The following is a 24,494-nucleotide window of genomic DNA, read 5'->3' as shown; positions in this document are numbered from 1 at the left end:
ACAGGAGGCTCTATATGGAGACGATTCAGATTGTTTTATTAACCGTGCTCGTGTTTTTTGTAATCGTGACTATCCACGAATGGGGCCACTATTATTTTGCCAAACGAGCAGGGATATTGGTTAGGGAATTTGCCATTGGTTTTGGACCTAAGCTCATTTCCATTAAGCGCGGCGAGACGCGATTTACCATTCGCCTCGTTCCGGCAGGTGGCTTCGTCCGTATGGCAGGCGAGGACCCGGAAATTGTGGACGTTGCCTCTGGGCAGACAATTGCCATCAAGCTTAAAGAGGATAAGGTAACGAGATTGTACCTGGACCGTCTAGATGAGCGCAGCGGCGTCATCCGTGGCGAAGTGACTCAGATCGACTTGGAAAGGGATTTGTTCGTTACGCTCGACATTGAAGGCGAGAAGGAACGTTTTGCGCTGCATCCACAAGCATTGATGATTAGCAAAGGCAAAGAAACGCAAATTGCCCCGCTGGACAGACAGTTTGGCAGCAAATCGGTAGCTGCGCGGGCACGGGCTATTTTTGCCGGTCCGTTTATGAATTTTGTGCTGGCGTTTGTATTGTGTGGCGCTTATATTCAACTCGCGGGTACACCGGAAAATTTGCTCGTGGATTCGATTAGCAAGGGGATGCCGGCAGAAAAGGCCCAATTGCAAAGCGGCGACATGATTCAAGCGATTAATGGCACGCCAATTGGTACGGATTATGATAAAATGATTGAGATTATTGGCGGTTCGCCTGGCGTGCCGATTCAAATGGATATTGTGCGCGGCGGCGTAGCGCAGAAGATCGAGCTGACGCCAGCTCCGGATGACCAAGGAGTCGGTAAAGTCGGGATCACGGCTGCTTACAAGACGCGCTCTGCAACGATTACAGAAACGGTAACCGGTGCAGGCAAGCTGATGAAGCAGATGACCGTAATCATTTTTGAAGGCTTCAAGAAGCTCGTAACCGGTGATTTTAAGCTGGATGATTTGGGCGGGCCTGTGCGTACAGCAGAGGTAACCAGCCAAATTGCCAAGCAGGGCATCGCCGAATTGACGCGATGGACCGCCATGCTGAGCTTGTATTTGGGGATTTTCAACCTGCTGCCCATTCCAGCACTGGATGGAAGCAGACTTATTTTTCTCGGGCTGGAGGCGCTGCGCGGCAGGCCGATTGACCCGAACCGGGAAAGCATGGTTCATTTCGTCGGCTTTGCGCTCATTATGCTGCTGATGCTGGTAGTAACCTATAACGATATTTTGCGATTGGTGCGAGGGGAGTCTTAACCTTTTATGTCTAAAGATAAAAAATTTGTTTCGGAAATTACGCCGCAAAGCGAGGATTTCTCGAAATGGTATATTGATGTCATTAAAAAAGCCGAGCTTATGGATTATTCGCCGGTGCGCGGATGCATTATTTTTCGCCCGGAAGGTTATGAGCTATGGGAAAATATTCAACGTGACCTGGACCGCCGCTTTAAAGAAACCGGACATCGCAATGCGTATTTCCCGCTCTTTATTCCAGAAAGCTTTTTCCAGAAGGAAAAGGAGCATGTCGAGGGCTTTAATCCTGAGCTTCCTTGGGTAACAGAAGCAGCAGGCGAGAAGCTTGAGGAGCGCCTGGCTATTCGTCCAACCTCGGAGACGATGTTTGGGCATATGTATGCCAAATGGATTCAATCGTACCGCGACCTGCCGCTGCTCATTAACCAATGGGCGAATGTAGTCCGCTGGGAGAAGCGCACATTGCCTTTCCTGCGCACAAGCGAGTTTCTATGGCAGGAAGGCCATACGGCGCATGAGAATGAAGAGGAAGCTCGTCAAGAAACGATGCAAATGCTCGGCATTTACCGTGACTTTGTTGAGGAATTTCTGGCGATTCCGGTCGTTGTTGGACAAAAGACGCCCTCGGAGCGTTTTGCGGGCGCTGTAGATACGTATTCGATTGAAGCGATGATGAAGGATGGACGTGCTGTACAGGCGGGAACTTCTCATTACTTGGGAACGAAATTTGCCGTAGCATTTGATATTAAATATTTGGACCGTGAAAATCAGCTGCAATTTGCCCACACGACCTCATGGGGGGTAAGTACCCGTCTCATAGGTGCGATGATTATGGTGCATGGTGACGATCGTGGTCTTGCATTGCCGCCTAAAGTCGCGCCAACACAAGTGATTATGATCCCTATTGGTCCAGCGAAAACGCGCGATCAAGTTGTCGGCCGGGTCGATGAGCTGTACGCCGAGCTTAAAAAAGCGGGTGTTCGCGTCAAGGTGGATGACCGTTCGGACGTAAGCCCTGGCTGGAAGTTCAATGAATATGAAATGCGCGGCATTCCGCTTCGCCTGGAGCTTGGGCCACGTGATATGGAAAATGGACAAGTTGTACTCGTATCCCGCATTAGCGGCGAGAAGAAGGTAGTCGAGCAGGATAATCTTGTCGCTGAAGTAGAAGCGATGCTTGTGCAAATCCATAATGAAATGTTTGAGAAAGCAAAGCAGTTCCGCGAGGATCATTTCTATTCGGTAGATACGCTGGATGAAATGAAGGCATCGCAAGAGGAGCAGCGCGGCTTTGTGCTTGCAGGCTGGTGCGGCTCGGACGCATGCGAGAAGCAGGTCAAGGAAGAGACGGGAGCAACAAGCCGCAACATTCCTTTCGAGCCTGCCGAGAAAAAGAGCACATGCCTCGTCTGCGGCGACGCTGCCGAGCATACAGTCGTTTTCGCTCGCGCTTACTAGAAGAAGCTTTATTGTAGTCAAGAGCGTCTTCGTTCAAATGCTTGAAGTGCGTTTTACGTAACAGAATCGATTGCTTTTTCTTTCATTTTGATTTTTATTTAATGGTTCTGTATTGTGTTTTAATGTGTTATGCTAATTTCAAAGCAATTTCAAGGCAGGGAAATGGAATCAGCCATTTCCCTGCTTCTATGAGAAGTGCTGGTTTAGCGAGCGCTTATACAACGGTTTTTGTGGTGGGGAGAGCGAGGTTAAGGGGGCAAGCGGAGTGAAAGGTCTGAGCTGGAGAAGCGGAGCGTTCGCTTAAAGCTTTCCGTAGGAAAGCAGCTTCGTAAGCATAAGCTTTTGCTTTCGGATTTCAACCGTTGATGCGGCTTGATGTTGAAGAAATCCGAAAGCAATGGCGATCGTAAGCCAAACCTTTCACGCAGCGCTGATTCCCTTTAATGGAGCCTACCCTATTACAATACCAAAATAAGCCAGCGAGCGTTAGGAGTGGATAAAATCATGAGCCAAACCGACAACAAAAGGCAGCGCTTTGAGCTGCTGCTGCAGCAGTCGGAATTACCGCAGGAAATGATACAATCCTTTTTTCAGGATGGTTATATAGATCAGGTTGTAGTCGCCAAAAACAACCGCAAATGGACGTTTTGCATACGCAAAACGTCTTTGGTTCCTTATAAGGCCTATAGTGGATTATGCCAAGCGGTCAAGCAAAAGTTTGCCCATATTGCCGATACCTCTTTCCAATTTATATACGATGAGCAGCTTTCTTCAGAAGAGCTTGCTCGCGAATATTGGCCGCTGTTCAAAGAGTGGGCGCAGCAGGAAATTGCTTCGGTTAACGGTTGGCTTCTCAAAGCGACAATCACGACGGAAGGCGATGTAATTACGCTGCTGATGCTGGACGAAATGGGGCTGGAACTGGCACGCAAAAAGCGGATGGATGAAGAAATTACCCGCTTTTATGAGCGGCAATTCAGCCGAAGCTACAAAGTAAAGCTTGCTGTTGGCGAAGCTAAAGCAGAAGTTTACGAAGAGTTTGAGCAGCGGCGGGTAGCGGAGGAACGCGAGGTCATTCAGCAAATTATGGCTAGCGCCGCAGCTGAGGAATTGGGCGATGATGGCGAGCCTCCGGCAAGACTGGCGGTCGGATACGACATTCGCGAAGAGCCGGTTCCATTGATGAACATTCGCGAGGAAGAGAAGAAAATAACGGTGCAAGGCGCCGTATTCGGTCTGGATAAGAAGGAGCTGCGCAACGGAAGCACGCTCTTTACCTTCAACTTGACCGATTTCTCCGATTCCTTGTCCCTAAAAATGTTTGCCAAAACAAAAGATGATGTCAAAGTGCTGGATCTATTGTCCAACGGCAAATGGGTGAAGGCGCGAGGCAGAGTCGAATATGACCGCTTTATGCAGGAGCCGGAGCTTGTTATGATGCCGAATGATTTGCATGAGGTTCATGCACCAGCAGACCGCAAAGACAATGCGGAGGAGAAACGGGTAGAGTTTCATCTGCATACGACGATGAGCGCGATGGATGCGGTGGCTCCCATTGATGCTTATGTAAAGATGGCAGCCAAATGGGGACATAAAGCAATGGCGGTCACTGACCATAGCAATGTGCAATGTTACCCGGAAGCAGCGAAAGCAGCGAAAAAGAACGGCATTCAGCTATTATTCGGCCTAGAGGCTAACGTGGTAAATGATGCGGTTCCGATGGTGCTTAATCCGCGGGAGCAGCCGCTTGCCGGCTCCGAATACATCGTTTTCGATATCGAGACGACGGGACTTTCGGTCATTAACAACAAAATTATCGAGCTTGCCGGCGTGAAAATGAAAGATGGCAAAGAAGTGGCGACATTCGCCACCTTCATTAATCCGCATGAGAAAATTCCTTATCATATTCAGCAATTGACGAATATTAATGATGAAATGGTACAGGATGCGCCGGAGCTTGAGCCAAAGCTGCGTGAATTCATTGAATTTATTGGCGATACCGTACTCGTTGCCCACAATGCCCGTTTTGATATCGGGTTTTTGCAAGCAAACTGTAAATCGCTTGGCCTGCCGGAAATTAAAAACCCGGTGCTTGACACGTTGGAGCTGGCGAGATTTTTGCATCCAAGCTTGAAAAACCATCGTCTTAATACGCTGTCAGCTAAATACAAAATCAGCCTGGAAAACCATCACCGTGCGATTGACGACTCCATCGCCTTGGGCGGTGTATTGTTCGGCTTGATCGGCGATGCGGCTGAACGCAATGTGACAGGCCTGCATCAATTAAATGACTATGTCGGCATCGATTTATCGAACAGCCGCCCGTTTCACTGCTGTATTTATGCATTGAACGCGGTCGGCAAGAAAAATTTATATAAGCTCGTATCGCTTTCCCATACCCAGCATTTTAAACGGGTAGCAAGCATTCCGCGGACGAAGCTTGTGGAGCTGCGCGAAGGGCTGCTCGTCATATCAGGATGCGAAAAAGGCGAGTTTTACGAAACGGTGCTGAACAAGTCCTATGAGGAAGCTGTGGAAGTCGCGCGTTTCTATGATGTACTGGAAATTCAGCCGATTGATTTTTACATGCATTTGGTGGACAAAGGGCTCGTTGGCAGCCGGGCCGAAATCGAGCAAGCACACCGCCGCGTGTGCCAAATTGCGGATGAGCTGGGCAAGCCGGTTATTGCGACAGGCAATGTCCATTATTTGAATCCACGGGATAAGCTGTTCCGCGATATTGCGATCCATGGCATTACGGGCTTTAGTCCGCTGAAAGACATGCGCAAGCCGGATGCCCACTTCCGTACGACCGATGAAATGCTCAAGGAATTTGCATTCCTTGGAGAAGCGCGGGCGTATGAAGTCGTTGTGACCAATACGGTGCAGCTTGCCGAGCGCTTTGAGCCGTTTGACCTGTTCCCACCGGAGCTGTTCACGCCGATTATGGAGGGAGCGGAAGAGGAAATCCGCACCACCTGCTACAATACAGCTAAAGGATTTTATGGCGAGGATCTGCCGCAAGTCGTCATTGACCGGTTGGAGAAAGAACTCGTTCCGATCATTAAATTCGGATTTTCCGCGAACTATTTAATTTCCGAGCGTCTAGTGAAAAAATCGAATGAGGACGGCTATTTGGTCGGCTCCAGGGGTTCGGTTGGGTCCTCCGTTGTTGCTACGTTTCTCGGCATATCCGAGGTTAACCCGCTGCCAGCGCATTATATGTGCATAAATCCAGCGTGCAAGCATAGCGAATGGTTTCTCGACGGCAGCATACCGAGCGGCTTTGACCTGCCGAACAAAACTTGCCCAAAATGCGGAGAGCCGCTTAAGGGCGAAGGCCAAGACATTCCATTCGAGACGTTCCTGGGCTTCAAAGGCGATAAAGTTCCCGATATCGATCTTAACTTCTCTGGCGAATACCAGCCGATCGCCCATAACTACACGAAGGTGCTGTTCGGGGAAAAAGCGGTATTCCGGGCCGGGACGATTGGTACGGTAGCGGAGAAAACAGGCTTCGGCTTTGCCAAGAAATATGAAGAAGCGAATGGTAAAAAATGGCGCGGTGCCGAGCTGTCCAGGCTGGCTGCCGGTGTAACGGGCGTTAAGCGCAGCACGGGTCAGCATCCGGGCGGTATCGTCGTTGTGCCGGATTACATCGAAGTAGAGGATGTAACACCTGTTCAATATCCGGCCGATGACGTAAATGCTGAATGGAAGACGACCCATTTTGACTATCATGCCTTTGAGACGAATTTGCTCAAGCTCGATATACTGGGACACGATGATCCGACAATGATGCGGATGCTTCAGGATTTGACTGATGTTGATCCAACAACGATCCCAATGAACGATCCTAAAGTCATGAGCATGTTCAATTCGACCAAAGCGCTTGATGTTTCACCAGAGAAAATTCGTACGCCAGTAGCCACATATGGCGTTCCGGAGATGGGTACGAAGTTCGTTCGGCAAATGCTTCAGGAGACGCAGCCGTCTTCCTTTGCCGATTTGCTGCAAATTTCCGGCTTGTCCCACGGAACCGGCGTTTGGCTCGGCAATGCGCAGGAGCTCATTAAGAAGGGAACCTGTAATATCAAAACCGTTATTGGCTGCCGGGATGATATTATGCTTTATTTAATTTACAAGGCGGGCATGGATGCTGGCCTCGCCTTCAAAATTACCGAGAGCGTGCGTAAGGGCAAGGGGCTTTCCGACGAATGGATCGAAGAGATGAAGCGCTGTAAAGTGCCGCAGTGGTACATTGACTCCTGCTTGCGCATTGAGTATATGTTTCCAAAGGCGCATGCCGCGGCCTATGTTATATCGGCGGTGCGGACTGCCTACTTCAAGCTGTATTATCCAATTGCTTATTATGCGACTTACTTTACCGTGCGGGCGGAAGATTTCGACCTGGAAATATTGTGCCAAGGCTACGATGCAATCAAGCGCAAGCTGATCGAAATTGAAGAAAAAGGCTTTGCGGCGCTGCCCAAGGAGAAAGCGAGCATCTCGCTGCTCGAGATGGCGCTTGAAATGACAGCGCGCGGCTTCTCTTTTAAACCGATTGATCTGTACCGTTCGGATGCGACAAAATTCCAAGTCGATGGCGATTCGCTCGTGCCTCCGTTTGCGGCGATTCCGGGTATTGGTGAAAATGCCGCACGCAATATTGCCGCTTCCCGTAATGATGGCGAGTACTTGTCGATTGAGGATTTCCAGCAAAGATCGAAGGCAAGTAAAACGATTGTCGAGGTGCTCAACGGGATGGGCTGTTTCCGAGGATTGCCCGAATCGAACCAGCTCTCGTTGTTTTAAAACGTGGTATATCGGCATTTGTACAGCATTTCAACTTGAAAAGTTTTCTTGTCACTACTTATGCGGTTATGTTATAATTTTCGTGGCAATGATGTTGATAAGCGTTTGATGCAGAAGAGTGGGGAAACCCACTCTTTACGTTTTGTTTTCGGGTCTTTAAGGGTCTGAAAGGCCAAATCAATCGTTTGGACCGAACGGGAGGTAGCAGCAATTTGAGCATTTCCAAAATCAAAACCGTCGTGGAAGAAATGGTAACACCGTTTCTAAGCGAAAATGGATTTGAACTTGTTGATATTGAGTACGTCAAGGAAGGAAGCAACTTCTTCCTCCGGGTTTCAGTAGACAAGGAAGGCGGCATTGATATTGACGAATGCGGCCGTATTAGCGAATTTTTAAGTGAACAGCTGGACAAGAACGATCCGGTAACGGATGCTTATTTTCTTGAAGTGTCGTCGCCTGGCGCCGAAAGGCCGCTTAAGAAAGCCGAAGATGTGCGCAAAGCCGTCGGCAAGCACGTATACATCACGACCTATGAGCCGATTAACGCATCCAAGGAGTTTGAAGGCGACCTCCTTTCGTTCGACGGAGAAGAGCTTGTAGTCAAAGTCGGCAAGAAAGAGCATGCCATTCCTTATGCTAAAGTGGCGGGAGCACGCCTCGCTATCGTTTTTTAAAATATAGGAAAGTATATCATTTCGTTATCCTTTCTCTATATTTCTCGGAATGAAACGCGCCGCACCTCCAAGGGACGGCGACAGCCGTTTCATCTTGAACAACGTTTGTTATTATTGAAGGGGGGACCAGAGTTCCAATGAGCATGGATTTTATTGAAGCATTATCGGAAATAGAGAGGGATAAAGGGATAGCCAAAGAAGTGCTGATTGATGCGATCGAAGCAGCGCTGATCTCAAGCTACAAGCGGAACTTTAACGCTGCGCAAAATGTGCGTGTCGATATTAACCGCTATACGGGTGTTATTAAAGTATATGCCCGCAAGACGGTGACGGACGAAGTGCTTGATCCCCGTTTGGAAATTACAGTAGAAGCGGCTCGTGAAGTGAACCCGCATTACCAGCTTGACGATGTAGCGGATATTGAAGTGACGCCTCGTGATTTTGGCCGTATTGCAGCGCAAACTGCGAAGCAGGTCGTGACGCAGCGTATTCGCGAGGCTGAACGCGGCTTGATCTATAATGCTTTTATCGACAAAGAAGAGGATATTGTGAATGGTATCGTGCAGCGCCAGGACGTTCGCAACCTTTTTATCGATTTGGGTAAAGTAGAAGCAGTAATGCCGCTAACAGAGCTTATGCCAACGGATAAGTTCAAGCACGGAGACCGCGTGAAATCGTATATTACGAAAGTGGAAAATACGACTAAGGGTCCGCAAATTATTTTGTCCCGTACGCATCCAGGTCTGCTTAAGCGTTTATTTGAGCTAGAAGTTCCGGAAATTTACGATGGAGTCGTTGAAATTCGCTCGGTTGCGCGCGAAGCAGGCTTCCGTTCGAAAATTGCCGTTTTTTCGCGCAATGATGAAGTTGACGCTGTAGGATCATGCGTAGGTCCGAAGGGAATGCGTGTGCAGACGATTGTTGGCGAGCTGAAAGGCGAGAAAATTGACATCGTGTGCTGGTCTGAAAATGTCGAAGAATACGTTGCGAACGCGCTGAGCCCATCCAAAGTGCTTGAAGTTATCGTTTTTGAGCAGGAAAAAATGGCCCGTGTTATTGTACCGGATTATCAGCTGTCGCTTGCAATCGGGATTAAAGGGCAAAACGCTCGTCTAGCGGCGAAGCTGACTGGCTGGAAAATCGACATTAAGAGTGAATCGCAAGCTGAGCAGGAGTACGGTCGTCCGAAAACGATGACGGCAGTTATGCCGCAAGATTCGGTTTCCATTGATCTGGCTTAACTAATATATCGGCTGCGTTCATCAACGGGTAAAGGGGGGATGTGCGATGAGACCGAGAAAAGTGCCGCTGCGCAAATGTGTAGCCTGCCAGGAAATGAAACCGAAGAAAGAGCTTATTCGGGTCGTTAGAACGCCTGATGAGGAGATTCTAATTGATCTAACTGGCAAAAAAGCCGGTCGGGGCGCCTATTTGTGCGGGAAAGTCAGCTGCTTTAAGCTGGCCAAAAAAACAAAAGCACTGGATCGAGCTTTAAAGCAACCTGTTGGCGTAGCTATTTACGACCAGCTTGAACAGGATTTCATTGCGGTAGAGGAAGAGTTTCTGGCAGAAAAGGAGCGGGTAAGCGATGAAGATGAATAAGGGCTTGTCCTCGCTCGGCATGGCCATGCGGGCCGGAAAATTGGTTACTGGCGATGAAATCGTGCTCAAGGCGGTACGTAAGGGAGAGGTGCATCTCGTCATTATTGCGGGTGACGCATCTCCAAATACGAAAAAAAAGTTTCAAGATAAATGCAGCACCTATGGGGTAGAGCTCGCCGAAGCGTTCGACCGCGATCAACTTGGAAAAGCTATAGGAAAGCTGGACCGAGTCGTACTGGCGGTAACTGACGCAAAGTTCGGAAAAATGATTGCGGGTCATCTGAATCAAAATTCGGAGGTGGATCATATTGAACAAACCACAGGACAGCAAGGACAATAAAGATAAGCTGCGTGTATATGAATATGCGAAATCCCTCAGCATGAGCAGTAAAGAAATTATAACGATTCTTAAACGGCTGGATATGCCCGTTAACAACCATATGAGTGTGATGGAGAACGAAATGGTTAATAAAGTGGAAGGCTTTTTCCGCGATATTAAAGCTAACGCAGCAGCAAAGCGGGCGAAAGAGTCAAGCGGAGCAACTGTATCTTCTACTTCGCAAGCGCCATCTAAGCCTGCTCAGCCGAAGCCACAACCAGTATCACAGCAAGAAGCCATTAAACCGGAGCTCGAAGCTTCCGGATTAAACAATAAAAAAATTACGCAAGATAGACAGGAGCCTATGAATTCTATTAAAACGACAACGCAAAACAACCAACAGCAACGTCCGTCCCAATCGTCCCCAAGCAGCAACAGATCTGCAGCGCCTAGCGGCAGCCGTCCAGCGCAAGGTTCTGGCCAATCGCAAAGCAGCAGCCGTCCTAGCCAAGGAGGCCAAACGCAAAATAGCCGTCCAAGTCAAGGTGGCCAATCGCAAAACAGCCGTCCTAACCAAGGATCAGGCCAAGGCAACCGTCCAAGCAGTGGCGGTCCATCGCGTCCACCAGCTTCGCAAGGCGCTAATCGTCCATCCGGAACAGGTCCTTCCCGTCCCGCAGGCGATGCTTCAAGAAGCACCAACGGCAATGCGAATAATAAGCCAGGTGCAAGAAAACCAGGCGCAAACCAAGGGCAAAAACGGTTTGAAGATGGCAGACCAGGCGGTTTTGGCCGCAACAATAACAATAATCGCGGTGGCAGAGGACGCAACCAGCGCAATCAGCCGCAAGTATTCCGTGAGAAAATCGACAATACGCCGAAAAAAATCATCGTACGTGGTACGTTGACCGTTGGCGAATTGGCAAAACTGCTTCATAAAGATGCTTCCGAAGTCATTAAGAAGCTGATTGTTCTTGGCGTGATGGCTACCATTAACCAAGAAATCGACATGGATGCGATCCTTCTGCTTGCCGGTGAATATGGCGTAGAAGTAGAAGTGAAAATTCCGGTTGAAGAGGATACGTTCGAGACGGTAGAAGAGACGGATGAGGAAGCTGATCTATTGCCTCGCCCTCCTGTTGTTACGATCATGGGTCACGTTGACCACGGTAAAACAACATTGCTTGATGCAATTCGCAAAACGAATGTAACAGGCGGAGAAGCTGGCGGTATTACCCAGCATATCGGTGCTTACCAAATCGAAGCAAATCACAAAAAAATTACGTTCCTCGATACACCTGGTCACGAAGCGTTTACGCTGATGCGTGCCCGTGGTGCGCAAGTAACGGATATTACAATTATCGTTGTTGCAGCCGATGACGGCGTTATGCCGCAAACGGTAGAGGCAGTCAACCATGCGAAAGCAGCAGGCGTTCCTATTATCGTTGCGGTTAACAAAATCGATAAGCCAGATGCTGATGCCGATAAAATCAAGCAAGCTTTGACCGAGTATGAGCTGGTTCCGGAAGAGTGGGGCGGAGATACAATCTTCGTTAACGTTTCAGCGAAACAGCGTATCGGTCTGGAAGAGTTGCTCGATATGATTTTGCTTGTAGCGGAAGTAAATGATTACAAAGCTAACCCTGACAAGCGTGCACGCGGTACGGTCATCGAGGCTGAGCTGGATAAAGGTAAAGGTCCGGTTGCTCGTGTACTTGTACAGCATGGTACGCTCAAAATCGGAGATGCTTTCGTTGCAGGTAACTGCTTCGGTCGTATTCGGGCAATGGTTAATGACAAGGGCCGCCGCTTAAAAGAAGCTGGACCTTCCACACCAGTCGAAATTACTGGTTTGACAGAGGTTCCACTTGCTGGCGATCCGTTCATGGTATTTGAAGACGAGCGTAAAGCAAGAGCTATTGCTGATCGCCGTGCGATTAAGCACCGTCAATCCGAGCTTGGCGCGAACTCCCGCGTAACGCTTGACGATTTGTATAACCATATTAAAGATGGAGAGATCAAGGATCTCAACGTTATTATTAAATCCGACGTTCAAGGTTCGGCAGAGGCGCTTAAAGGCTCGCTCGCGAAAATTGACATCGAAGGCGTACGTGTCAAAATCATTCATAGCGGTGTAGGCGCGATTACCGAAACGGATATCAACCTGGCTTCTGCTTCGAATGCAATCGTTGTCGGCTTTAACGTTCGTCCTGAGCCGCAGGCTGATCTTGCTGCACAGCAGGAGAAAGTTGATGTTCGCATGCACCGCGTTATTTATAACGTAATTGAAGAGATTGAACAAGCGATGAAAGGGATGCTTGATCCAATCTTCAAAGAAGTAATTATCGGCCATGCCGAAGTCCGTAACGTATTTAAAGTAAGCAAAGTTGGAGCTATCGCTGGTTCCATGATTACTTCCGGTAAAATCACTCGTTCTTCTGAAGCGCGGATCGTACGCGGCGGCATCGTTGTTTTCGAAGGGAAAATCGATACGCTCAAACGCTTCAAGGATGATGTCAAGGAAGTTGCTCAAGGCTACGAGTGCGGAATTACGCTTGAGCGGTTTAGCGACTTCAAAGAAGGGGATATTATTGAAGCCTTCGTAATGGAGTCAGTAGAGAGGTGAATAAAGCATGGCTAAAATTCGTGTAGGTCGGGTAGGCGAGCAGATTAAAAAAGAGCTCAGCCAAATTATCCAGACGGAAATTAAAGATCCACGCGTCGGTTTTATTACAGTGACCGGCGTTGAAACGAGTAATGATTTGTCCCAAGCGAAAGTATATTTGAGCGTGCTGGGCAGCGAAGAGCAAAAGGAAGAAACGCTCAAAGCAATCGGCCGCGCAACAGGTTTTATCCGTTCTGAGCTTGGCAAGCGGATGCGTTTGCGTCATACGCCAGTACTGATCTTTAAATTCGACAGCAGCATTGAGTATGGAAGCCGAATTGAAGGAATCCTCGAGGAAATTAACGGGGAGAACAAAGGATCATGACGGCTGCTGCGGCCTATTTGCAGCAGTTGGATGATGCACTTGCTTTTATGCGTGAGGGGGACGACTTTTTGGTCGTCTCCCACGTTCAACCAGATGGCGATGCCATTAGCTCGACGGTCGTCGTCGGCTGGCTGCTGGAGAAGCTTGGGAAAAAATCCAAGCTGATTAACGAAAGCGAGCTGCCTTCAAGGCTTGCTCATTTGCGCTCATTCGATACGATTATTAATTATGCTGAAGTACAGCCATCAGAATCGTTTGCTCGCGTTATTGCAGTCGATTGTGCTGATTATCGCCGGATGGGCAAAGTGGAAAGCTTGTTTGCTGCAGGCGTGGAACTGCTTAACATCGATCATCATCCGACTAATGACGGCTTTGGTACGGTTCAATTGATTCGTCCGAATGCAGCAGCTACGGTTGAAATTTTATATGATTTAATTGAACGCGCGGGCATTTCCATTGATTTGGAATGCGCGACGGCTATATATACAGGTTTGATTACAGATACTGGCGGTTTCCGCTACTCAAATACGACACCTCATGTGATGAATATTGCTTCCCGCATGCTGTCGATTGGTGTACCCGGTCACAAATTAGCCGATCTGCTGCTCGAAAAGATGACGATGTCAAAGCTGAAGCTTCTGCAGCGTTGTCTTAGCAGGCTTACTTTTAGCGATAATCAGCAAATTGGCTGGCTTTATGTCAATAAGGATGATTTTGCTGAGACAGGCGCTGTTTCGGAAGATATGGAAGGCATCGTCAATTATGCTCTGAACATTGACGGCGTTGAAGTCGGCATTATGTTTAAAGAGACAGAAGATGGCGGAGTGAAAGCCAGCTTAAGATCAGCAGGAACGGCCGATGTTGCCGCGATTGCCCAATCCTTTGGCGGCGGTGGACATGTACGCGCTGCTGGCTGCCGAATTGATGCGCCGCTTCAAGAAGCAATCGCCCAATTGGTCGATGCGGTCAGAAAGGCGTTGAGCTAACAGATGGACGGTATTATCGCAGTATGGAAGCCCGCTGGCTGGACCTCGCATGATGTCGTAGCCAAGGTGCGGAGACTGCTGAAGATGAAGCGTATCGGCCACACGGGGACGCTGGACCCGATGGTGACAGGTGTTCTGCCGCTATGTCTGGGCAGAGCTACTCGTGTAGTTGAATACGTGCAGGAGCGTCCCAAGGCATATGAAGCTGTTATCCAGCTTGGCCTTGCAACGGATACAGAGGATTTGACTGGCTCGGTTACGCAGGAGCAAACAGGTGTGCAGGTAACGCGTGAAGATATTATTCGCGTGCTGCGCAGCTTCGTTGGCGTTATCGAACAAGTTCCGCCGATGTATTCTGCTGTAAAGGTAGATGGAAAACGTTTGTATGAACTGGCACGTGAAGGCAAGACGGTAGAGCGCAAATCACGGGAAGTAACGATTCATCAAATTGAATTGCTCGATCTGGAGCTTGATTTGGAGTTTCCGCGTTTTTCGTTTTCGGTTGTCTGTTCAAAAGGAACGTATATCCGCACTTTATGTGTAGATATCGGCCAGGCGCTGGGTGTTCCAGCAGCGATGGCGGAGCTCACGCGGACGATGTCCGGTGGTTTTACGAAGGAGCAATGCGTAAGCCTAGAGCAGATTGAAGCTCTTGGCACGGAGGGAATCGGACCATTTATTTTGCCTGCTGAGCTGGGTATCCAGCATTTGCCTCGCGTTTCGGTCGATGCTCATTCGGCCTCGCTTGCCCTGAAAGGACAAAAGCTTCCGCTTCGCTTGCTTGCCGAAGAGCTTGAAACGGAGCAGCCGGTACGTCTTTTTGATGAAAATGATTTGTTTATTGGTATTTTCGAGGCCGATCATGCTTTATCAGTGTTGAAGCCTATCAAGGTGTTCTCGTAACTGAGCCTATACTCGGTTATCGGAAAGTCATATAGGAATTGCAGGTGCATCAGCGTTGGAAATGATTTCATTGGAATATCCGGCAATTGAGCTGCCGGAACAGCTGCGAAACAAATCGCTTTCTATTGCAATTGGACATTTTGACGGTGTACATCGCGGACACCGCAATGTCATTGAGCAGGTCGTTGCCGCTGCCAAGAGAACCGGTGGATTGTCTGCGGTTATGACGTTTAACCCGCATCCAAAGGAAGTTCTGGGCCGTGGCGATCAATATTACAATTGTTTGACGCCACTTGCCGTCAAACAATCGCTATTCTCTGAATTAGGTGTCGATTTGGTGCTAGTCGTCAAATTTGACCATGATTTTGCAGCGATTATGCCGGAGCAGTTTGTTGATGAAGTGCTTCGCCCTTTAGGTGCAGCCCAAATTGTAGTTGGTTTTGATTTCAATTTTGGCTACAAGGGCCAAGGAAATGCTGCCACAATGAAGGCGTTATGCGAGCCGGACATTCAGGTCGAAATCGTTGAACCATTATATGATAATGGCTTGAAGGTGAGCAGTACTTACATTAGGCTGGCGCTTAACGACGGTGATATTGAGCTTGCGACCAAGCTGCTTGGCCGGCCCTATGAGCTAGCAGGGACAGTGGTACATGGCGATGGCAGAGGCAGCAGCATTGGCTTCCCGACAGCTAATGTGGATGTTTCCTTGCCATATGTTATGCCGCGCCTAGGCGTTTTCGGCATTTCAGCGGTCGTACTCAGCAAGTCGTATTTTGGCGTATTAAATCACGGGATGAAACCTACTTTTAATAAGGAAGATATTCGTCCTGTGCTGGAAGCCCATTTATTCGACTTTCATCAAGTTATTTACGACGAGCCCATTAAACTGCAATTTCATTCTTTTATTCGTCCTGAGCAGCGTTTTAGCGGTGTAGATGAGCTTATTCGGCAAATCCATGCGGATGCCGAGCAGGCGAAGCGGCAGTTTGGCGTCGAATAAATGCCGGTTGGCATTTACTTTTGCTATAGGCTTGTGATATACTGAAACACGTTGCGATTCTACTTTTTGTCAGAATACGCAGCTGCAATTGGAACCTTAGCTTGGATGTCCGCTCTCACCGACGGCGCCTGGGCTAATGGCGATTATTGAATATAAGTTCAAGGAGGTGACTTTAGGATGGCAATTACACAAGAGCGTAAACAAGAATTGATTGATACGCACAAAACGCATGCGAGCGATACGGGTTCACCGGAGGTTCAAGTAGCTATCCTAACGGAAAACATCGTTAACTTGACGCAACATTTCCGGGAGCACAAGAAAGACCACCACTCCCGTCGTGGTTTGCTCAAGATGGTAGGTCAACGTCGTAAGCTGTTGAGATACCTTAAAAACAAAGATGTTAGCCGTTATAGCGCATTGATCGAAAAACTCGGCCTTCGCCGCTAAAACATGTTTCAAGAGAAGCAACCTGGTTGTTTTGCTGTCCGGCATTACGGACTTGGCAAAATCGGGTTGCTTTTTGTAATATGCGAGGGTTAAGCAGGATATAGAGGTCCTGCTGGCGAAGGTTATGTTTGTCAATCGTTTAAATTAATTTTTAAATACAGGAGGGATACGTTTGCAACAAGTTGAAATGATTTTGGGTGGACGGAAGCTTGTATTGGAAACAGGCAGACTTGCGAAGCAAGCGAATGCTGCTGTAACTGTTCGTTATGGCGACACCGTTGTACTCTGTACAGTGACCGCTTCCAAAGGTCCAAAGGATTTAGATTTTTTCCCGCTTACGGTGAACTATGAAGAACGTCTTTATGCGGTTGGTAAAATCCCTGGTGGATTTATTAAACGTGAAGGACGCCCAAGTGAGAAAGCGATTTTGTCCAGCCGTCTGACGGACCGTCCGATTCGTCCGTTGTTCCCTGAAGGGTTCCGTAATGATATTCAAATCGCGAATATCGTCATGAGCGTGGATCAAGATTGCTCGCCTGAAATGGCTGCAATGATTGGTACTTCCGCAGCGCTGGCCATTTCTGATGTGCCATTCAACGGGCCGATCGGCGGCGTGAGCGTAGGTCGTGTTGATGGTCAATTCGTGATCATTCCAACGGTTGAGCAAGAGCAGAAAAGCGATATTTTCGTTGTAGTTGCTGGTACGAAAGATGCCATTATGATGGTGGAAGCAGAAGCAAATGAAGTTCCTGAAGACGTGATGCTGGAAGCGATTATGTTCGGGCATGATGAAATCAAGAAAATCGTTGCTACAATCGAGCAACTGCAGGCCATTGCCGGCAAAGAAAAAATGGAAGTAACGCTGCATGCAGTCAATGAAGAAGTAAATGCAGCTGTTCGCGCATTTGCATCTGCTCGTCTGGTAGAGGCGATTCGCATTCCCGAGAAGCATGAGCGTCAGGATGCCATTGATGCGGTTAATGCGGACACGGTTGCGCATTTTGAAGAAGTATATGCAGAGACGCCTGAACTGCTTGGCGATGTCAAAGAAGTACTTTATGATATCGTTAAAGAAGAAGTTCGCCGCCTGATCACACATGAAAAAATCCGTCCTGATGGCCGTGCGCCTGAAGAAATTCGTCCAATCGAATGTGATGTGGCGATATTGCCGCGTACACACGGATCTGGACTATTCACACGTGGACAAACCCAAGCACTCAGCATTTGTACGCTTGGACCGCTTGGCGATGTGCAAATTCTTGACGGCATTAGCCCGGAAGAAACGAAACGTTTTATGCATCACTATAATTTCCCGCCATTCAGCGTAGGCGAAGCAAGACCACTTCGTCCTCCAGGCCGTCGTGAAATTGGACATGGTGCACTCGGCGAGCGCGCTTTGTCGAAAGTTATTCCATCTGAGGCTGACTTCCCGTATACGATTCGTCTTGTATCCGAGGTGCTCGAATCCAATGGATCGACTTCCCAGGCTAGTATTTGTGCAAGCACACTTGCAATGCTGGATGCAGGCGTTCCGATTAAAGCTCCGGTTGCAGGTATTGCAATGGGTCTGATTAAAGATGGTGAACATTTCTCCATTTTGTCCGACATTCAAGGGATGGAAGATCATCTCGGCGATATGGACTTTAAAGTAGCGGGTACAGCAGAAGGTGTAACTGCCATTCAAATGGATATCAAAATTGACGGTATCGATCGTTCGATTTTGGAGCAGGCGCTTGAGCAAGCACGCGAAGGACGCATGCATATTCTAGGTAAAATGACAGCGATTATTTCGGAAGCTCGTCCTAACCTTTCCCAGTATGCGCCTAAAATTCTCACGCTTCGCATTAATCCGGACAAAATCCGTGATGTTATCGGCTCTGGCGGTAAAATCATCAACAAGATTATTGAGGAAACTGGCGTGAAAATCGATATCGAGCAGGATGGCATGGTTTACATTGCTTCTTCGAACGAAGAGATGAACCAAAAAGCCAAAGCGATTATCGAAGGTATCGTGAAGGAAGTTGTAATTGGCGAAATTTATTTAGGTACGGTAAAACGGATCGAGAAGTTCGGCGCATTCGTTGAAATTTTACCGAACAAAGATGGTCTTGTGCATATTTCCCAGCTGGCGAACGAGCGTGTCGCTAAAGTGGAAGATGTCATTGCAATCGGCGACCAAATTACAGTTAAAGTAACGGAAATTGATCAGCAGGGCCGTATTAACTTGTCCCGTAAAGCTGTATTGACGCCAACTGTACCAGCACAATAACGGCTGCAGCGTTACATGGTAGGGGCACCGCAAGGTGCTTTCTCAAAATATAAGAATGCAGAGATTTTCTCTTATATTTACGCGTCTATTTCTACGCCAAACGGATTGTTGCCGCAAAAAAAAACGGCAACGCCGTTTATACTTGTTTTTTTATACTCGAAGCAAAGAGCCAGATTCCATCTGTCTCTTTTTATTTTGCCGTCAAAAATCGCCTGCTTATAAAAGGCAACCATTTTCTCCCTAACATAATCTCGTCCCAATATTCATACATATGGAGCAATGAGGGACGGGGTGAATGAAGGTGCTGAGAAAAATAGGGGCAGCCATGGGCTGTATGCTGATTATGGTGGTGTTCATTCGCGCGAATGGAGGAGGTACGGCGGACTATATCAGCGCAATTAAACAGGAAAAAGGCATGATGACGCAGCTGCAAGAGTCGGTTTTGGATGAAAATAAAGCAAAGCTGCGCGCTGCTGTCGTAGCAGAAGCCGAGAGCCGCTCCATTAAGCCTATCGATGCCCGGATTGACCGCGTATGGAAGGCTATTCCCGGCTACAATGGGCTGGAGGTGGATGTCGACGCCACGGTGGAGAAGACGATTGCATCGGGCGCCCTTTCGCCGATTTTATATGTATACAAGGAGACGTCTCCACGTATTAAGCTTGCTGATTTAGGGCCGCTTCCGGTATACAAAGGCAATCCAAACAAAAAAATGGTATCGCTAATGATTAATGTTGCGTGGGGCAATGAATACATAACGCCAATCCTTAAAACCTTGAACAAGGAAGAGGTAAAGGCAACTTTTTTTCTAGATGGCTCGTGGCTGAAGAAATATCCGGAAATCGCCAAGCAAATTCAAGCGGAAGGGCATGAAATGTCCAATCATGCGTATACGCATCCCAAGATGAGCGAGCTTAGCCGAAATGATGCTTATTTGCAAATTTCCCGTACGGAGGATTTGCTCAAATCGACGCTTGGCGTGACGAATAAATGGTTTGCCCCGCCTTCGGGCGATTTTAACCAAATGACGGTGCAGGTGGCGGCGGAGCAGAGGCTTCGCACAGTGTTATGGACAATTGATACGGTCGATTGGACCAAGCCGGGAGCCGACTGGATCATTCGGCGCATTTCGTCGCGGCTGGAGCCAGGCGCACTTATTCTGATGCATCCGACAGCGTCCTCGCGCGATGCTTTAACCGGAATGATTCGTGAAATTAAACGCCAGGGCTATACGCTTGGCCCCGTTAGCGAGACGCTTTCGGAGGCGCGGATACCTGCTGCTGTTGAGCCGCAACCATAATTTTGATATAGTGTTAACATTCATGCTTACAGGAGGACCCTTCGTGAAAAAATATACGCTTAGCAACGGTTTAAGAGTCGTAGTTGAATATATCCCAACCTGCCGTTCGGTTTCATTTGGCATATGGGTCAAAACAGGCTCTCGGAATGAGACGCCTGAAAATAACGGGATCTCCCATTTTATCGAACATATGCTTTTCAAGGGGACAGATCAGCGCACGGCTAAAGATATTGCCGATCTGTTCGATGGTATTGGGGGCAATGTAAATGCATTTACCTCCAAAGAGTATACCTGCTATTACGCCAAGGTGCTGGATGAGCATTTGCCGCTCGCTGTTGATGCGCTTTCGGACATGTTTTTCAATTCCAAGCTGGATGAGACGGATTTGGCGAAAGAGCGGAATGTTATTTTAGAAGAAATCTCGATGTATGAGGATACGCCAGATGACAAGGTGCATGATGAAGCTTCGCGTGCCGCTTATGGCGATCACCCTCTCGCTTATTCGATTCTGGGCCTAGAGGAGCGTCTTGCCGAAATGACGCCTGATACACTGAGCGCGTATATGAACGATTATTATACGATTGACAACACCGTCGTCAGTGTCGCCGGCAATGTGGAAGAGGGCAAGCTGCTGGAGCTGCTGGAGAAATATTTTGGCAAGTTTGACCGCAAAGGGACATCGCAGCTGGTGGAAGCACCGGATTTCCGCGGCGATTATATTTTCTATAAAAAGAAAACCGAGCAAAATCATCTTTGCCTGTCCTTTCAGGGCTGTTCGATTTCAGATGAGAAGCTTTATGCGATGGTGCTGCTCAATAATGCGCTTGGCGGGGGCATGAGCTCGCGCCTGTTCCAAGAAATTCGCGAAAAACGCGGCCTTGCTTATTCGGTTTATTCCTATCACTCCTCTTATGCGGACAGCGGCCTGTTCACCTTGTATGCGGGTACGGCGCCTAAGCAAACGAAGGAAGTGCTTGATTTGACGATGGAGCAGCTCGAGGAGCTTGCTTCCAAGGGGCTTGAGGATGCTGAGCTTCATCGCGGCAAAGAGCAGTTGAAGGGCAGCCTGATTCTCAGTCTGGAGAGCACGAGCAGCCGAATGACCCGACTTGGGAAAAATGAGCTGATGCTGGGCCGGCATTACACGCTTGATGAGCTGCTTGAGCGCATTGATTCCGTGAAGATGGAAGATGTGAGAAGCGTAACAGAGCGTTTGCTTGCAGCACCTTTTGCGGTGGCGATGGTAGGTTCGAGTGAAAAGGTGGCATCTAAACTTGGGAGGGATCGTTTTGTATCGCGTACTGTTTAAAAGAGTAGAGGGCAACGAAGACATCAAACTTCCTTGCAAAATGTCCGAATGGGCTGCAGGTTTCGACCTGCAGGCCGCTGTATCAGAGCCTGTTGAGCTGGCACCGGGTGAGCGCAAGCTCATTCCTACAGGCTTTGCCATGGCTATGCCAGCCGAGCTGGAGGCGCAAATTCGCCCGCGCAGCGGCCTGGCTTACAAGCATGGCATTACATGCTTGAACTCCCCAGGAACGATCGACGCTGATTACCGCGGCGAAGTGAAGGTGCTGCTCGTCAATTTGGGGCAGGAGCCGTTCACGATTGCACGCGGCGAGCGCATCGCCCAAATGGTGTTCCAGCAAGTACCGGTTGTCACCATTGAAGAGACAGCCGAATTACCGGATACCGTGCGTGGCAGCGGCGGGTTCGGACATACTGGCGTTTAAGGTTTAGAAGACCGGGGCAGATGCTCCGGTCTTTTTTTTCACCCATTCTAGGCCCAGGCATAAGATAGTCTATATCTACATGCGCAAGAGAGGAGTGAAGCCGATGCTAACAGGCGTTCAAGTGCTGCTTATCGGCGGCGACGCCAGGCAGCTTGAGGTGATCCGCAAACTGGCGGAGCTGGATGCGACCGTAGTCATAACGGGCTTTGACGGCCTGCAGTCGACGCCAGAGGGAGCGGTTCAGGCTGAATTTGATGAACGGCTGTTTGACGGGGTAGACGCATTAGTGCTGCCTGCCGTCGGAACCGATGACCAGGGCGTCATCAGCGCTGTATTCAGCGATAGCGAGATCAGGCTGGAAGAGCGCCATATGGCACGCTTGCCTAAGCATTGCAAAGTATACGCCGGTATGGCAAAACCATATTTGAGCGACCTTTGCAAGCAGCATCAGCTGGAATTGGTAGAGTTATTTGAGCGCGACGATGTCGCCATTTATAACTCCATTCCGACAGCTGAAGGTGCGGTAATGATGGCGATTCAACATACCGATATTACGATTCATGGCTCTACCTGCATGGTGCTCGGGTTCGGAAGAACGGGGTTCACATTGGCGCGGACGTTAAAGGGCCTAGGGGCGAATGTGCTTGTCGGAGTACGCAAGGGAGAGCATTTTGCAAGAGCGCTCGAAATGGGCTTCGAGCCTTTCTACACCAGCAATTTGCGGCAATATACGGGCAATATTGACTTGCTTTTTAACACAATTCCGACTATGATAGTCACAGCGCAAATTATAGCAAATCTTCCTTCGCGAAGCGTCATTATTGATCTGGCTTCGAAGCCTGGCGGAACGGATTTCCGCTTTGCTGAGAAACGGGCTATTAAGGCAATGCTCGCGCCCGGACTCCCCGGTATCGTCGCACCCAGAACTGCTGGACGAATCATAGCCGATTGTTTAACACAATTGATTATGGACGACTTGATAAATCGGGGGAATGGGGAATGAATTGGTCCGGACTTACGGTAGGGTATGCATTGTCAGGGTCTCACTGCACGTTTGCCGAGGTTATGCCGCAAATCCAGCGGTTTGTAGACGCAGGCGCGAACGTAGTACCTATAGTATCGCAGACGATTATGACGACGGATACGAGATTCGGAACGTCGGAGCAGTGGCAGACACAGCTCAAAGCGATAACTGGCAATGAAATTATTTCGACGATCGTTCAAGCGGAGCCGCTTGGCCCATCCAAGCTTATTGATGTGCTGCTCATTGCTCCATGCACGGGCAATACAACAAGCAGGCTGGCTAATGCGCAGACTGACAGTGCGGTGCTTATGGCAGCCAAATCGCAAATGCGAAATGGAAGGCCAATCGTCATTGCAATTTCAACGAATGATGGCTTAGGCCTTAATTTGGCGAATATTGCGAAGCTGATCGTAACGAAAAATATTTATTTTGTGCCGTTTGGCCAAGATAATCCGGTTCAGAAGCCCAATTCGCTCGTAGCGAGAATGGATTTGGCACTGGAAACATGCGAGGCGGCGCTGCAAGGCAAACAGTTACAACCGCTCATTATTGAGCGTTTTAATTATTAAGTTTTTTATTCTGAGTTTTTATAAGACCGAGGGGAGCATTACGGCAAATGTCAAATCAAAAATTGTTTAACGTTGCAGTAGTTGGCGCAACAGGCGCAGTAGGGGAACAAATACTAAACTTGCTCGATAAGAGAAACTTCCCTATTAAGGAACTGAAGCTTCTGTCTTCAGCGAGGTCTGCTGGTACGAAAATCACATTCAAAGGCCAGGAAGTGACGGTGGAGGAAGCGAAGCCGGAAAGCTTTAAGGGCATTGATATAGCATTATTCAGCGCTGGTGGAGACGTTACGAAGGCGCTCGCGCCGCATGCAGTTGAATATGGAACGGTATGTATTGACAATACGAACGCTTACCGTATGGACCCAAATACGCCGCTTGTTGTGCCTGAAGTGAATATTGACAAGGTAAGCGAGCATAAAGGTATTATTGCGAATCCGAACTGTTCGACAATTCAGATGGTAGCTGCGCTTAAGCCGCTTCAAGACAAATACGGCATTAATCGCATTATCGTTTCGACTTATCAAGCGGTATCTGGAGCAGGTGCGAAAGCGATTGAGGAAATGCTGCGCCAGACGCGTGCATCCCTTGACGGCGAAGCGGTCAATCCGGCTATTTTGCCAGTAGGCTCGCTGCCTGTGAAGCATCAAATCGCCTTTAATGCGATTCCGCAAATCGACAAGTTCCAAGAAAACGGCTACACGCTTGAAGAAATGAAGATGGTCAATGAAACGAAGAAAATTTTGGATGACCAAACCATTGAGGTTACTGCTACTTGCGTACGTATTCCAGTCGTTTACGGCCATTCGGAATCGGTTTTTGTTGAGCTGAAAAATAACTACGATCTGGAAGATGTCAAGCAGCTGTTGTCTGACGCCCCGGGTGTCGTGCTGGTTGATGATCCGGCGAATCAGCTTTACCCGCTCGCAACGGAAGCAGCCGGCAAGCCGGAAGTATTTGTCGGACGTTTGAGACGCGATCTTGGCCATGAAAATGGGCTTAACCTATGGATCGTATCGGATAACCTGCTTAAAGGGGCCGCATGGAATGCGGTTCAAATCGCCGAGCACATCGCACAGGCTTAACGAATAAACGGTGCAAGGACTTGATAGCTGGCGGCATCTTGCC

The 24,494-nt window shown here is 48.7% G+C and carries 20 protein-coding genes; all 20 read left to right on the top strand.

The features are described 5' to 3' along the window. Positions 1-14 precede the first annotated feature (14 nt). The 20 genes from rseP (at position 15) to BBD42_RS26695 (ending at position 24,451) form a co-directional block, all read left to right on the top strand. Positions 15-1,280: an RIP metalloprotease RseP gene (rseP, locus tag BBD42_RS26790; protein WP_099520654.1), complete on the top strand. Its 1,266-nt coding sequence runs from the start codon at positions 15-17 to the stop codon at positions 1,278-1,280. 6 nt (positions 1,281-1,286) lie between these two features. Next, positions 1,287-2,735 carry a proline--tRNA ligase gene (proS, locus tag BBD42_RS26785; protein ID WP_099520653.1) on the top strand — a complete coding sequence of 483 codons (1,449 nt, stop codon included), beginning with the start codon at positions 1,287-1,289 and terminating at the stop codon, positions 2,733-2,735. A gap of 504 nt (positions 2,736-3,239) precedes the next feature. After that, positions 3,240-7,550 carry a PolC-type DNA polymerase III gene (locus BBD42_RS26780; protein ID WP_099520652.1) on the top strand — a complete coding sequence of 1,437 codons (4,311 nt, stop codon included), beginning with the start codon at positions 3,240-3,242 and terminating at the stop codon, positions 7,548-7,550. A 212-nt stretch (positions 7,551-7,762) separates the two neighbouring features. Next, a complete protein-coding gene (rimP, locus tag BBD42_RS26775; protein ID WP_099520651.1) occupies positions 7,763-8,224 on the top strand; it encodes a ribosome maturation factor RimP in 462 nt (153 codons plus the stop codon). Positions 8,225-8,361: 137 nt separating this feature from the next. Further along, entirely contained in the window at positions 8,362-9,465 is a 1,104-nt protein-coding gene (nusA, locus tag BBD42_RS26770; RefSeq protein ID WP_056038147.1) for a transcription termination factor NusA, read from the top strand. Positions 9,466-9,511: 46 nt separating this feature from the next. After that, entirely contained in the window at positions 9,512-9,826 is a 315-nt protein-coding gene (rnpM, locus tag BBD42_RS26765; RefSeq protein WP_046230754.1) for an RNase P modulator RnpM, read from the top strand. Further along, positions 9,819-10,166, top strand: a complete 348-nt coding sequence (locus BBD42_RS26760) for a L7Ae/L30e/S12e/Gadd45 family ribosomal protein (RefSeq protein ID WP_056039066.1) — start codon at positions 9,819-9,821, stop codon at positions 10,164-10,166. The genes rnpM and BBD42_RS26760 overlap by 8 nt, the downstream gene beginning before the upstream one ends. Before the next feature lie 40 nt (positions 10,167-10,206). Beyond that, complete coding sequence (gene infB / locus BBD42_RS26755) at positions 10,207-12,771, top strand: translation initiation factor IF-2 (protein WP_237163567.1); 2,565 nt, start codon at positions 10,207-10,209, stop codon at positions 12,769-12,771. Positions 12,772-12,778: 7 nt separating this feature from the next. After that, on the top strand, positions 12,779-13,135 hold the full coding sequence (rbfA, locus tag BBD42_RS26750) for a 30S ribosome-binding factor RbfA (protein WP_046230756.1): 357 nt from the start codon (positions 12,779-12,781) through the stop codon (positions 13,133-13,135). After that, positions 13,132-14,121, top strand: a complete 990-nt coding sequence (locus BBD42_RS26745) for a DHH family phosphoesterase (protein WP_099520649.1) — start codon at positions 13,132-13,134, stop codon at positions 14,119-14,121. The genes rbfA and BBD42_RS26745 overlap by 4 nt, the downstream gene beginning before the upstream one ends. 3 nt (positions 14,122-14,124) lie before the next feature. Further along, on the top strand, positions 14,125-15,024 hold the full coding sequence (gene truB, locus BBD42_RS26740) for a tRNA pseudouridine(55) synthase TruB (protein WP_099520648.1): 900 nt from the start codon (positions 14,125-14,127) through the stop codon (positions 15,022-15,024). Positions 15,025-15,085: 61 nt separating this feature from the next. Next, entirely contained in the window at positions 15,086-16,027 is a 942-nt protein-coding gene (locus BBD42_RS26735) for a bifunctional riboflavin kinase/FAD synthetase (protein WP_237163566.1), read from the top strand. Between the two features lie 177 nt (positions 16,028-16,204). After that, positions 16,205-16,474, top strand: a complete 270-nt coding sequence (gene rpsO / locus BBD42_RS26730) for a 30S ribosomal protein S15 (RefSeq protein WP_046230760.1) — start codon at positions 16,205-16,207, stop codon at positions 16,472-16,474. A 187-nt stretch (positions 16,475-16,661) separates the two neighbouring features. Then, complete coding sequence (gene pnp / locus BBD42_RS26725) at positions 16,662-18,743, top strand: polyribonucleotide nucleotidyltransferase (protein WP_099521828.1); 2,082 nt, start codon at positions 16,662-16,664, stop codon at positions 18,741-18,743. 295 nt (positions 18,744-19,038) lie between these two features. After that, on the top strand, positions 19,039-20,043 hold the full coding sequence (locus tag BBD42_RS26720) for a polysaccharide deacetylase family protein (protein ID WP_099520646.1): 1,005 nt from the start codon (positions 19,039-19,041) through the stop codon (positions 20,041-20,043). A gap of 43 nt (positions 20,044-20,086) precedes the next feature. Next, positions 20,087-21,352: a M16 family metallopeptidase gene (locus tag BBD42_RS26715; protein ID WP_099520645.1), complete on the top strand. Its 1,266-nt coding sequence runs from the start codon at positions 20,087-20,089 to the stop codon at positions 21,350-21,352. A gap of 40 nt (positions 21,353-21,392) precedes the next feature. Further along, positions 21,393-21,776 (top strand): dUTP diphosphatase, encoded by a 384-nt coding sequence (dut, locus tag BBD42_RS26710; protein ID WP_481855990.1) that lies wholly within the window; start codon positions 21,393-21,395, stop codon positions 21,774-21,776. Positions 21,777-21,879: 103 nt separating this feature from the next. Further along, on the top strand, positions 21,880-22,779 hold the full coding sequence (dpsA, locus tag BBD42_RS26705) for a dipicolinate synthase subunit DpsA (RefSeq protein WP_099520643.1): 900 nt from the start codon (positions 21,880-21,882) through the stop codon (positions 22,777-22,779). Then, the gene (locus BBD42_RS26700) at positions 22,776-23,369 is read left to right on the top strand and encodes a dipicolinate synthase subunit B (RefSeq protein ID WP_099520642.1); all 594 of its coding nucleotides are present in this window, start codon (positions 22,776-22,778) and stop codon (positions 23,367-23,369) included. Before dpsA ends, BBD42_RS26700 begins: the two co-directional genes overlap by 4 nt. Positions 23,370-23,416: 47 nt before the next feature. Beyond that, on the top strand, positions 23,417-24,451 hold the full coding sequence (locus tag BBD42_RS26695) for an aspartate-semialdehyde dehydrogenase (RefSeq protein ID WP_046230766.1): 1,035 nt from the start codon (positions 23,417-23,419) through the stop codon (positions 24,449-24,451). Positions 24,452-24,494 lie beyond the last annotated feature (43 nt).

Origin of the sequence: Paenibacillus sp. BIHB 4019, assembly GCF_002741035.1 — a bacterium.
Taxonomy (GTDB): domain Bacteria; phylum Bacillota; class Bacilli; order Paenibacillales; family Paenibacillaceae; genus Pristimantibacillus.
Note: the sequence above shows the minus strand (reverse complement) of the source record. Positions and strands in the feature narration are given on the sequence as shown.

Coding starts and splice junctions, on each gene's coding strand:
- rseP (WP_099520654.1), top strand. CDS start 15: ATGGAGACGATTCAGATTGTTTTATTAACCGTGCTCGTGTTTTTTGTA.
- proS (WP_099520653.1), top strand. CDS start 1,287: ATGTCTAAAGATAAAAAATTTGTTTCGGAAATTACGCCGCAAAGCGAG.
- BBD42_RS26780 (WP_099520652.1), top strand. CDS start 3,240: ATGAGCCAAACCGACAACAAAAGGCAGCGCTTTGAGCTGCTGCTGCAG.
- nusA (WP_056038147.1), top strand. CDS start 8,362: ATGAGCATGGATTTTATTGAAGCATTATCGGAAATAGAGAGGGATAAA.
- rnpM (WP_046230754.1), top strand. CDS start 9,512: ATGAGACCGAGAAAAGTGCCGCTGCGCAAATGTGTAGCCTGCCAGGAA.
- BBD42_RS26760 (WP_056039066.1), top strand. CDS start 9,819: ATGAATAAGGGCTTGTCCTCGCTCGGCATGGCCATGCGGGCCGGAAAA.
- infB (WP_237163567.1), top strand. CDS start 10,207: ATGAGCAGTAAAGAAATTATAACGATTCTTAAACGGCTGGATATGCCC.
- rbfA (WP_046230756.1), top strand. CDS start 12,779: ATGGCTAAAATTCGTGTAGGTCGGGTAGGCGAGCAGATTAAAAAAGAG.
- BBD42_RS26745 (WP_099520649.1), top strand. CDS start 13,132: ATGACGGCTGCTGCGGCCTATTTGCAGCAGTTGGATGATGCACTTGCT.
- truB (WP_099520648.1), top strand. CDS start 14,125: ATGGACGGTATTATCGCAGTATGGAAGCCCGCTGGCTGGACCTCGCAT.
- BBD42_RS26735 (WP_237163566.1), top strand. CDS start 15,086: ATGATTTCATTGGAATATCCGGCAATTGAGCTGCCGGAACAGCTGCGA.
- rpsO (WP_046230760.1), top strand. CDS start 16,205: ATGGCAATTACACAAGAGCGTAAACAAGAATTGATTGATACGCACAAA.
- pnp (WP_099521828.1), top strand. CDS start 16,662: ATGATTTTGGGTGGACGGAAGCTTGTATTGGAAACAGGCAGACTTGCG.
- BBD42_RS26720 (WP_099520646.1), top strand. CDS start 19,039: ATGAAGGTGCTGAGAAAAATAGGGGCAGCCATGGGCTGTATGCTGATT.
- dut (WP_481855990.1), top strand. CDS start 21,393: ATGTCCGAATGGGCTGCAGGTTTCGACCTGCAGGCCGCTGTATCAGAG.
- dpsA (WP_099520643.1), top strand. CDS start 21,880: ATGCTAACAGGCGTTCAAGTGCTGCTTATCGGCGGCGACGCCAGGCAG.
- BBD42_RS26700 (WP_099520642.1), top strand. CDS start 22,776: ATGAATTGGTCCGGACTTACGGTAGGGTATGCATTGTCAGGGTCTCAC.
- BBD42_RS26695 (WP_046230766.1), top strand. CDS start 23,417: ATGTCAAATCAAAAATTGTTTAACGTTGCAGTAGTTGGCGCAACAGGC.